Origin of the sequence: Agaribacter marinus (assembly GCF_030160655.1) — a bacterium.
In the GTDB taxonomy this organism is placed as follows: Bacteria; Pseudomonadota; Gammaproteobacteria; order Enterobacterales; family Alteromonadaceae; genus Glaciecola; species Glaciecola marina.
This window is the reverse complement of record NZ_BSOT01000001.1, coordinates 95,136-104,112: the sequence shown is the minus strand read 5'-3', so window position 1 is coordinate 104,112 and position 8,977 is coordinate 95,136. Positions and strand designations below refer to the sequence as shown.

The 8,977-nt window shown below is 40.0% G+C and carries 11 protein-coding genes and 2 pseudogenes; 2 read left to right on the top strand and 11 right to left on the bottom strand.

What is annotated here, in order from left to right; genetic code table 11:
* Positions 1–295: hypothetical protein (locus QQK00_RS00475; protein ID WP_284215507.1), on the top strand; the 295-nt coding region annotated here is incomplete at its 5' end.
* Between the two features lie 18 nt (positions 296–313).
* Here QQK00_RS00475 and QQK00_RS00470 read toward each other — a convergent pair.
* The 9 genes from QQK00_RS00470 to QQK00_RS00430 form a co-directional block, all read right to left on the bottom strand.
* Complete coding sequence (locus QQK00_RS00470) at positions 314–685, bottom strand: hypothetical protein (RefSeq protein WP_284215506.1); 372 nt, start codon at positions 683–685, stop codon at positions 314–316.
* Positions 686–800: 115 nt separating this feature from the next.
* On the bottom strand, positions 801–1,190 hold the full coding sequence (locus QQK00_RS00465) for a hypothetical protein (RefSeq protein ID WP_284215505.1): 390 nt from the start codon (positions 1,188–1,190) through the stop codon (positions 801–803).
* Between the two features lie 126 nt (positions 1,191–1,316).
* Positions 1,317–2,312, bottom strand: coding sequence for a tetratricopeptide repeat protein (locus tag QQK00_RS00460; protein ID WP_284215504.1), 996 nt, complete (start codon positions 2,310–2,312; stop codon positions 1,317–1,319).
* A 301-nt stretch (positions 2,313–2,613) separates the two neighbouring features.
* Positions 2,614–3,303, bottom strand: a complete 690-nt coding sequence (locus tag QQK00_RS00455; protein WP_284215503.1) for a hypothetical protein — start codon at positions 3,301–3,303, stop codon at positions 2,614–2,616.
* A 125-nt stretch (positions 3,304–3,428) separates the two neighbouring features.
* Positions 3,429–3,788 (bottom strand): hypothetical protein, encoded by a 360-nt coding sequence (locus QQK00_RS00450; protein WP_284215502.1) that lies wholly within the window; start codon positions 3,786–3,788, stop codon positions 3,429–3,431.
* A 482-nt stretch (positions 3,789–4,270) separates the two neighbouring features.
* Entirely contained in the window at positions 4,271–4,666 is a 396-nt protein-coding gene (locus QQK00_RS00445) for a toxin-antitoxin system YwqK family antitoxin (protein ID WP_284215501.1), read from the bottom strand.
* 127 nt (positions 4,667–4,793) lie between these two features.
* Positions 4,794–5,321: a hypothetical protein gene (locus tag QQK00_RS00440; RefSeq protein WP_284215500.1), complete on the bottom strand. Its 528-nt coding sequence runs from the start codon at positions 5,319–5,321 to the stop codon at positions 4,794–4,796.
* Positions 5,322–5,419: 98 nt separating this feature from the next.
* The gene (locus QQK00_RS00435) at positions 5,420–5,788 is read right to left on the bottom strand and encodes a VOC family protein (RefSeq protein WP_284215499.1); all 369 of its coding nucleotides are present in this window, start codon (positions 5,786–5,788) and stop codon (positions 5,420–5,422) included.
* Positions 5,789–5,897: 109 nt separating this feature from the next.
* Positions 5,898–6,206, bottom strand: a complete 309-nt coding sequence (locus tag QQK00_RS00430) for a hypothetical protein (protein WP_284215498.1) — start codon at positions 6,204–6,206, stop codon at positions 5,898–5,900.
* Positions 6,207–6,461: 255 nt separating this feature from the next.
* On the opposite strand from QQK00_RS00430, the pseudogene QQK00_RS00425 reads away from it, so the two are divergent.
* A pseudogene (locus QQK00_RS00425) lies at positions 6,462–7,177 on the top strand (tyrosine-type recombinase/integrase).
* A gap of 34 nt (positions 7,178–7,211) precedes the next feature.
* Here the strand turns inward: QQK00_RS00425 and QQK00_RS00420 are convergent.
* Both QQK00_RS00420 and QQK00_RS00415 read right to left on the bottom strand, forming a co-directional pair.
* Positions 7,212–7,463 (bottom strand): annotated as a pseudogene (locus QQK00_RS00420) (transposase); the annotation flags it as partial.
* A 114-nt stretch (positions 7,464–7,577) separates the two neighbouring features.
* On the bottom strand, positions 7,578–8,867 hold the full coding sequence (locus tag QQK00_RS00415) for an NAD(P)/FAD-dependent oxidoreductase (RefSeq protein ID WP_284215497.1): 1,290 nt from the start codon (positions 8,865–8,867) through the stop codon (positions 7,578–7,580).
* Between the last annotated feature and the right edge of the window lie 110 nt (positions 8,868–8,977).

Here is an 8,977-nt window from a genome sequence, read left to right as displayed (position 1 = left end):
TGAAGACAGGTGTCACGACGGAATAAGTAAGGTAGGCGCTGTTCATCGACAGATGAATAATCCCCGGATATCAGCAGGACAACCGACGAATTTACTTGCTTCACTCGATGCGTTAACTCAATTTACTTGGGACAAACTATTTAGGCTTACAGGATCAGGCAAGATTGTTGCGTTTTACTTGACGTGGGGAGTCATACCAACGCTTAACATAAGGGGCAACTATCTTGCTGCTTATACTTGGGCGAAGCCCCAAGCAGCGAGTAGTTGTCCCAGTGACCGAAGGGAACGTACTTAATGTTTTTGTTAGGTAACGTTACCAAAACTTCCACCATGATTTACCCTGATCATTCAAATCCTGTTCTTCTGGTAATAATTTATAAAAATCTTCTTTGCCACTTAGATTTTTCACTAAATCTAAACACACCGATAATTCAGTAGTTTTCCGCTTTGAACGGACATACTCATTGTCTTTCAGGATAGGAATGTCAATAGTTACTCTAGAATCGTCCTCTACAATAAATTGTAAAGTTTGACCGGCTCCATTTGTTAGTCCAATAAAGTTATTTGGCATATGCAAAACACAATCCATACTATGAATGAAATCATCTAGATCTACATCCCATGCTTCTTCACTTGGAATTGATTTACCTTCGCAATAATCGGTATAGAAAAATGTGTACGACATAGTTACCTAACGCTTCACATATGGGGCGCAGGCTTGCTGGCTATACTTGCGAAGAATGAGCCCAGCCAGCGAGTATGCGTCCCAATGAGCGGAGCGAATGAACATAATGTGTTTGTTATGTCTGCTCACTAAAAACAACCTCTTTGAAAACCTGCACTCCGCAATCAGCACCGTATTCCGCAATTATGTAACCTTTCGAGGTAACACTGTTTTTCATAGTAAAAAATACTGCCGGCATCTCCTCTTCTCTATAAATGCCGAGTTGCGATACAAATTCGGGATTGCTGTCATTTCCCAATTGTAAAAAGACACTAGATAAGCTGAGATCTTCAATTTTTTCAGGAAATAGAACCAACACATCACTTCGATCTTTAATTTTAGTTATTCTAAGATCGATAGAGGAAGCATAATTATCATTCCAAGAACTTTGCATTTCATCAGTGATTAAGCATGTTGTAGCAGATGCTTTAACGCTTAAAAAAAGCAAAAAATATATCAGCCTCATGGTTCCATTTTCCTGAAGACATAACGCTTGTGTATGCGGAAAATGTTGTGAAGTGTAGTATTGGGGTAAAGTGGCGTAGCCACCCCAAAACGAAACGTAGCAATATTTTTCCGTATGACACACTTGTTAACTTTGATTGGCAAATTCTCGAGCCTCACTTAACTCTCCTTCAGGGCCAGCCCAGCGCCAATGAATATCTTCAATTTTATCGTTTAGAATATTAAGATCATTTTTTAATCGCTCCTGATCTTTTACAACCCAAAACCAAGCACTAGTGTTGTACCGTGCAAAAATACTCACCGCAGTTTCTGTATGTTGTTCAGATCCTAATGAGCGCAAATAAGCCGTACCAGCCTTCGTTTGAATTTCCTCTGCCTTGATAAAAGCACTCGCCTCTACTGGCTTATCTTGAAACACATCAAGGTATTTCCAGTATTCTAGGTATGCCTTTATTAATATTGCAGGTAAGTCAGTACCCACGGGAGCGGTATCCGATGCTTGCTCTGCAAATAAAATCATTTCCTCGTTGTCGCCACCCCATTTTTCTGACAAAGCTATGACCATATGCATATGTGCTGCCCAGTTATAAGGGTCTCTTTCAACTGCCTCTTCAAAATAAGAGGCTCTAGCATCATGATCGTCTGAGTTCCAAGTGGAAACAATAATCATATAGGCCCAAGGAGTCGGGTCTGAAGGCATTGCCTCCGCACATTTCATTAACACCGTACGTGTTTTATCCAATCTCTCAAAGAATATTTCCCACTTCTTCTCACTGACTTGAGCTCCCCTACCATACCCTCTAGCATCCCAAGACCACTGAACCAACCTAGCACCATAACATAACAAAGCATCAGCTGAATTCGGTTCTTCATTTGACCAGCGCTCGAGTATCTCCAATGGAAATAAACGAGAAATACTGACTGAATAGAAGTACCTTTCTTCGAACGTTTTTGCCTCCGATAGTTGCTTCCTTAAAAGGTCGTAATCAGTGGTGTTTTTTAATATTTCATAAGCTTTTAGATTGCCATAGGAACACTGCCTTATTGAGCTTTCTTTTCTGGTTTTAGAAAAGTACCACCCGCCAATTATGATCACTAATATTACGATTAAAACAATATGCATAAATTCTGGCTTACTACATTGTGGATTGAGAAGTTAACGAGGCTGTAGAATTAATAGTTTTCTCAAAATTGGTCGGCTCCTATGTCGATGATACACTTCTATCAATGGTTAAACCTATCCAAAATTTACATAGCGTTAGATTTTTTGATTGAGTTTCACACAATTTTACAGCTTTTTTGCGAAATTGATAAATTCTACAGTCTCAACGCCCGCTTAAGCGGAAAAATATAGTTGGCTAAAATGTTGAACGGAGTGAAAACAGCCAACTGTATTTTTTCCGTTTGAAGCGCTTGTTATAGCTTTATGCACCAGTTGTTAGGTAATAAATTATAACTCCTGAAATGACAGCACCAATAATACCAAAAACCCAAGTTAAAATACCTGATTGAGCTTTATGATTAGTGATTTCATTGTTTTCCCCTGCTTGGATATTACCAACATTTGAGCCAGTAACATTTATATTATTAATTATTTTAGATTTTTCTTGTACCATATTTATTATATTCTCCTGTCTGTCTTTTGGGATAAGTGAGATGTAAGGTATAATTTCATTGTATGGCAAATAGTGTAAATATTGCTCTAACGCACCAATAATATTTTGTTGAAATATCGGAATTTGTTCTGTTTTTATTTGGTTGGCGACATTACCCGAATTGCCATCAGGAATTCTTTTGAGTGCAGCCTTACTTGCAAGTTGCTCAGTCACACATAAACTAGTTTCAGCGCATGCTAACAAACCTAAATTCATCAAAAGTTCACTTGCAGATATTTGTTGTGCAGTAAAATCAGGTAACGGTTCAAAGTAAAGCTTTTTACCAATTTTCACTGCACGTTGCCCCCATTCCATTTCAAAAGAAAGATGCTTCGCACCTTGAAAGCTATCATTAAAATGATTGGCTGTAGTTTCATTAGAAAAATAACCGCTAGGAATAAGCTGCCCTAAATCAGTTAGGACTTTCGCACGTAATTGTTTGAGTATCCATGCATCCATTTAATCACCAATACTAGAGAAAGCTATAACGCTAAGCTAAGCGGAAAATACAGTTTGGCTAAAATGCGCGAGGTACGAGCCGCAGCCAACTGTAATTTTTCCGTTTAAGCGCCTTGTTAGCATTTTTAGTACTCTTTACCTTCTAAGCAAGAGTTAGTTGATAAAGTAATTTCAAAGCGTTTGAACAAAGCAAGAAATGCCGTAATTTCCATATCTACGTTTACTTTACGAATTTCATATTCGCTAGAGTTTTGCCCTAGTGCTCTAAAACCTGTTTCATCGGTTATTAAAAATGTTACGCTCACTGGGTCTCGATGCTCTCCATGGTTTTCACCAGCAAACAAACTAATACCGACAAGAAATTCATATTCTTGTATATGATCATTATTCTTTAACCATTCAGTGGCATCAGAGTTATCTGCTCTATCGGCAGCACAAGATCCTTTCAAATCGTTATATTGAACAGATGCTTTAAATATTTCCATTTTACTCTCCATTGTTGATGAAAATGCTAACTTCTAAAATAAACGGCAACTGCACGTGCGCGACAATCGCGCAGCGGCGCACGTGTAGTTGTCCCTCGCGAGCGAAGCGAGGTTTGATTTTGTTGTTAGAATGCAAACCGCTGAACGGTCGCAACTTGTTGCCAACATCAAATTAAACACCCTTTTTGTCGCTGATTGCTGCCTAATCTAAAACAGCCTAGCCTTTTAAACCACTGTTTTTTGATGATGCCGCATTGTTTAAAAACTCAGCGAGCTCACCAGACTATAAAGCTCGGCATTACCTATAGAGCCTACTAATTATTTAAAAACAACACCGATATCACGGGTTTGAAAAAGAGGAAAACCGTGTAAATCGATAGTATTCTAACGCCCAAATATGGGGCCGTAGTGTAGGCGCGAAGCGCCGGAACGAAGGTCCCAACTGCGTAGCAGCGCCATGATTTGTTTGTTATAGTATTTTATCAATTTCTATTACTTCTTCTTAGGTGTAGGAGTTCATAACCTGGATCAGTTTCACGAAGTACATACTCTTTTATTAGATCACCAGTAGAATTCCAATCATTCTTTTTCACTACGATTCCATATTCATAACAGGCTTCGGACTTTTTCAAACCATTCTTGAACCATTCTATTTTCATTCCATGAAGCCCTCCATCTACATAGTACTCTTCAGTATATGGAGTGCCATCTGAGTACCAGGATTTAGAAGCTCCATGAAGAGATCCTTCTTTATAGGAAATCTCACTAATTAGTACATCATCATCTAGTTCGTAGCTAATGCCTGTAAATGGCTTACTCTCATATAGATAAACCATTTCATCAGTTACATCGATCTGATCTTCTGCAACTCTAATCATTGAACTAAACTCGATCTCCTAGAGGCTATAACTTTGAGCTAAACGGCGACTTTGTGCTGGCTATAATTGCGACGAAGGAGCCGAGCCAGCGGAAAGTTGTCCGAATTAAGCGCTCTTGTTAGCTGGTTTACTCAAATTTCTCACACATTGGACTGTTTGCCCATTGAGGAATGACGACTTTGTTAGGCATTAGAGAATCTATATCTGTCTCTTTGCCAGCAATAATCTCTTTAAAAGAATAGATACACTGATTTTTTTCAGTAATTAATCCAACAACCATTTCATAACGACCATTTTTTCTTGGGATAAACCTTTGTGATCCACCACCACATGACTCAATAACTGAGGTTAAACCTCCAGAACCAGAACCGACGGAACCTTTTGCGGAGCCAGATTGAAATGAAAATACTTCGTTTGGCTTTAGTTTTATTGTTATATCAGTTCCAGTATCCACTACTCCTGGACCTAACCAAGTTCGCCCAGTGCAACCATTGGGTTCAGCGAAGCTTATGGCTGTAACATACCATGTTCCCACATTTTTAATATTTAGGGTCGCTAATCCTTCACCTTCAGGATTAACATAATTGGCATATTTGACCACACATGAACACAGTGTAGATATGATTAAAAGCAATACAGCGAAACGTAATTTCATTTTATCCATTCCCATTTGAAGTATGCAGGCCAGCTAACGCCAACAGCAAGCGCGCGAGGTACGAGCGTCGCCTTGCCTGTTTTTGTTATGTGTTTTACTCACGTGTAACAGAATAAATTTAGCTTGTTACCATCTAGATCGCGAAAGTAACCACCGTAGAAACTTTTTCCTCTTGGTCCCGGATCTCCTTCATTAGTAGCTCCGAGTTCAAGTGCTTTTGCATGCAAAATATCAATAATTTCTGGACTTTCAGCCGATAATGCAACCATTACTCCATTGCCAACTGTAGCTTCGTTTTTATCATATGGTTTTGTAACCGTGAATAGTGTGCTGCGTTCTCCAAACTCCCAAGCCGCCAATTCATCCGTTTTATATGCTCTAGTTGCTCCGATACCACTCAGCAAACCATCGTAAAAAGCCGTAGCACGCTCTAAATCATTTGTTCCAATCGTTAAATAACCAATCATATCTATCCTTCTGTGAAATTTTTGACTAACACATAACGCTTAATATAACTGGAAAATACGGAGCGACAGCGAGTAGTTTTCCAGTTGATGTTTTTGTTATAGCGCATACCTACACGCTGAGAAAGGCTTGATGAATAATATCTAATTGTGGAGACCAACTCCCTTCTTCCTTTTGTCCGATCCAATATCTAGAGTTATCGCCATAGGGCTCATCAATTTGGAAGCAGATGCCCTTTAGTTCAAATTCACAAAAGACCTCTTCACGAAACCAAGAGAACAACTTCTTGGGCTGTCGAAGTATCACTACACCGGGCACGCCCGCAATGACCTTCGTTGCACCACGCCGACCGATTCTGAAATTATCAATCTCAAATGCGTGTAGCTTACCTTGCTCATTTTCAATTGGATACGTTTTCATCTCTTTGCGCTATAACAATTTATTGTATAGCGTCCTGTGGATAACTTTCCCGTACCAAGGTCGCGTATTTGTTTTTCAATTTTTCCAATATATTACGCAAACCTTTTACACGCAAGCGATTCAAGCCGCGCCGCATTTCAACGAGTGAGGATTACTTGGTGAATGCCGTAAACATGCTGTTAGGCGTCAGGGATAACTTTTACAGGAATTAATGCTACTTTGTCATCAAAATTTTTAGCTGAAATATCAGACTTTATGTATCGAAAGCGCTATTCGAAACGCACGATTCAAATCTATTTGTATTACATTAAAGCCTATATTCGCTTTCATCAGTACAAACACCCGAAAACGATGGGAGATAAGGAGGTAGAAGCGTTTTTAACGCATTTAGTATCTGTAAAAGATGTAGCAAGTAGTACGCAAGCCATTGCCCTAAATGCACTTGTATTCTTGTATAAACACATTCTCGATGCGCCGATTGATGCAGACCTGAGTTTTGTTCGCAGTAAAATTCCACCAAAGTTGCCTGTAGTCTTAACGCCGAGTGAAATTGTGGACTTTTTTAACGCAGCACCAGAACGAATGAAGTTACCCATGGCCTTGCTTTATGGCAGTGGTTTAAGGCTAATGGAGTGTACGCCGCATATGATCATAAGTGGCATTATTTATTTCCATCACATAACCTGTCCAAAGACCCCGAAAATGGCAAGACACGCAGGCATCATATCGATACCAGAACCCTACAAAGAGCAGTGAAAAATACGGCGTTTGAAGCCAAGATCAAAAAAGACGTAACCCCACACACTTTACGCCACTCGTTTGCTACCCATTTATTGCTAAACGGGGCAGACATTCGCACGGTACAAGACCAATTGGGGCATTCAGATTTGCGTACTACACAAATTTATACGCATATTTTACAGCGCGGGGGTAATGCAGTAATTAGTCCGCTCAAGAATATTTTTATCTGAAAAGCACTTACTCACTATCGACAAAATCGCTCATGTCGCTATAAAGCTTATCGGGCAAAGATGACGCTAACTCCTCGACAGGTTTGGTATCGTCAGTATTGGCTGTCGTGACTTTTGCAGCGACAATTTCACCTAAATGATTGACGATTAAGTGTAGTTTAAACCCATAAAACCAATCCATCGTCCCCTTTCCGCGCTGAGCGACACCACTGAACGTTTTGTGGCGAGGAATACGAATGTTATGACAAACCTTTAGTCTAGTAGAGTCAATAAACTCGATGCCTGTTCCTTATTTATTCCTAATTTTTCTTGGTCGAAAAATCGGAGCTTGGAACAGGCATTTAGTTCAATTCCTTAAACGGGATTCAAGTTACTTACTCAACCGAGCTCAAAACCCGCATTAGTGAAGTTTCATTCGTGGTCGAAGTCGTCTATTAATACGCCCAACCAACATCAACAGCAGCATTTTTATATAGCCATGTAAGGCGGCTTGGTGCAAGCGATATAAAGATACATAAAGGTTTCGAGCGACCCAACCTTCAACGAATACTTGCTTGTGTGCCATGCTCGATAAGAAACCAATAGACGTATAGTCCGCAAACGATACTAGTGAGCCTTTGTCTTTATATTTAAAGCTTTGCAAGGGTTTATCATTGATCAAATTGGCAATATTCACTGCGGCGGTATCTGCCATTTGATGTGCCGATTGCGCTCTGGGCGGCACAAACTGCCCATTGTCTTGTTTTAAACTCGCACAATCACCAATCGCAAAGATGTGGTCGTCTGTCACCGATTGTAAGCTTGGTTTAACGTCAAATTGATTTATTCGATTCGTTTGCAGGCCGCCAAGTGATGCAAAATTGTCAGATACTTTAACGCCTGCACACCACACATTTATATCAGATGAAATTTTGGCGCCATCTTTAATTGCAACACCATTGGCCAAGACTTCTTCCACTTGCGTATTGATATGCACATTAACGCCAAGCTTGGCAAGTACCTTCTCAGCGGAATCAGAAATACGTTCAGGTAAGGCCTGTAAAATGCGACCCGATGCCTCGATGAGATTCACTTCAATCGAATGACGACTTATTTTGGTAAAGCCATAGGTCTTTATTAAGTCCGTAAGTTTAAATAGTTCAGCCGACAATTCGACACCTGTCGCGCCTGCGCCGATAATGTTTATCCGCAAGGGTTTATTCTCTGATGATGCTTTAATCTTCAAAAACTCATTTAAGATCTTCTTATGAAAACTCTCAGCCTGACGGGTCGTGTCGATGGTTAGGCAATGCTCTTTTACGCCCGGTGTTGAAAAATCATTAGTGATTGAACCGATGCCCAAAACCAAAATATCGTAGGCAACCTCACGAGCAGGCACTAGTTCTTCGCCATTGTCGCTCTGGATAGGGTTCACTTTTATGGATTTACCTTCACGATCTAAGTCGCGAAGTTCACCAAGCTGAAATTCGAAGTGATGATTTGCTGCATGTGCGCGATAATCTACACCATCCATATCGACATCCAACGAACCAGTGGCAACCTCATGAAACAAAGGTTTCCATATGTGATAGGGGGATTTATCGATAAGCAACACATCAACTGATGCTGTATTCTTAAACTTATGCCCCAATGTTGTTGCTAATTCTAAGCCGCCTGCTCCGCCTCCGACAATAACTACTTGTTTACTCATGTTTAGACCTATTAGTAATTTAAATTCGGGATATCAAACATTGGCGATGTAGGCTCTACTGCACACGGTTATAAGCACGTCAATTTAATATCCGGAAGTCAAAAAACAAA

Bases quoted from the DNA above. Each gene is read 5' to 3' on its own strand.
- QQK00_RS00470 (WP_284215506.1), bottom strand. From the start codon at position 685: ATGTCGTACACATTTTTCTATACCGATTATTGCGAAGGTAAATCAATT.
- QQK00_RS00465 (WP_284215505.1), bottom strand. From the start codon at position 1,190: ATGAGGCTGATATATTTTTTGCTTTTTTTAAGCGTTAAAGCATCTGCT.
- QQK00_RS00460 (WP_284215504.1), bottom strand. From the start codon at position 2,312: ATGCATATTGTTTTAATCGTAATATTAGTGATCATAATTGGCGGGTGG.
- QQK00_RS00455 (WP_284215503.1), bottom strand. From the start codon at position 3,303: ATGGATGCATGGATACTCAAACAATTACGTGCGAAAGTCCTAACTGAT.
- QQK00_RS00450 (WP_284215502.1), bottom strand. From the start codon at position 3,788: ATGGAAATATTTAAAGCATCTGTTCAATATAACGATTTGAAAGGATCT.
- QQK00_RS00445 (WP_284215501.1), bottom strand. From the start codon at position 4,666: ATGATTAGAGTTGCAGAAGATCAGATCGATGTAACTGATGAAATGGTT.
- QQK00_RS00440 (WP_284215500.1), bottom strand. From the start codon at position 5,321: ATGAAATTACGTTTCGCTGTATTGCTTTTAATCATATCTACACTGTGT.
- QQK00_RS00435 (WP_284215499.1), bottom strand. From the start codon at position 5,788: ATGATTGGTTATTTAACGATTGGAACAAATGATTTAGAGCGTGCTACG.
- QQK00_RS00430 (WP_284215498.1), bottom strand. From the start codon at position 6,206: ATGAAAACGTATCCAATTGAAAATGAGCAAGGTAAGCTACACGCATTT.
- QQK00_RS00415 (WP_284215497.1), bottom strand. From the start codon at position 8,867: ATGAGTAAACAAGTAGTTATTGTCGGAGGCGGAGCAGGCGGCTTAGAA.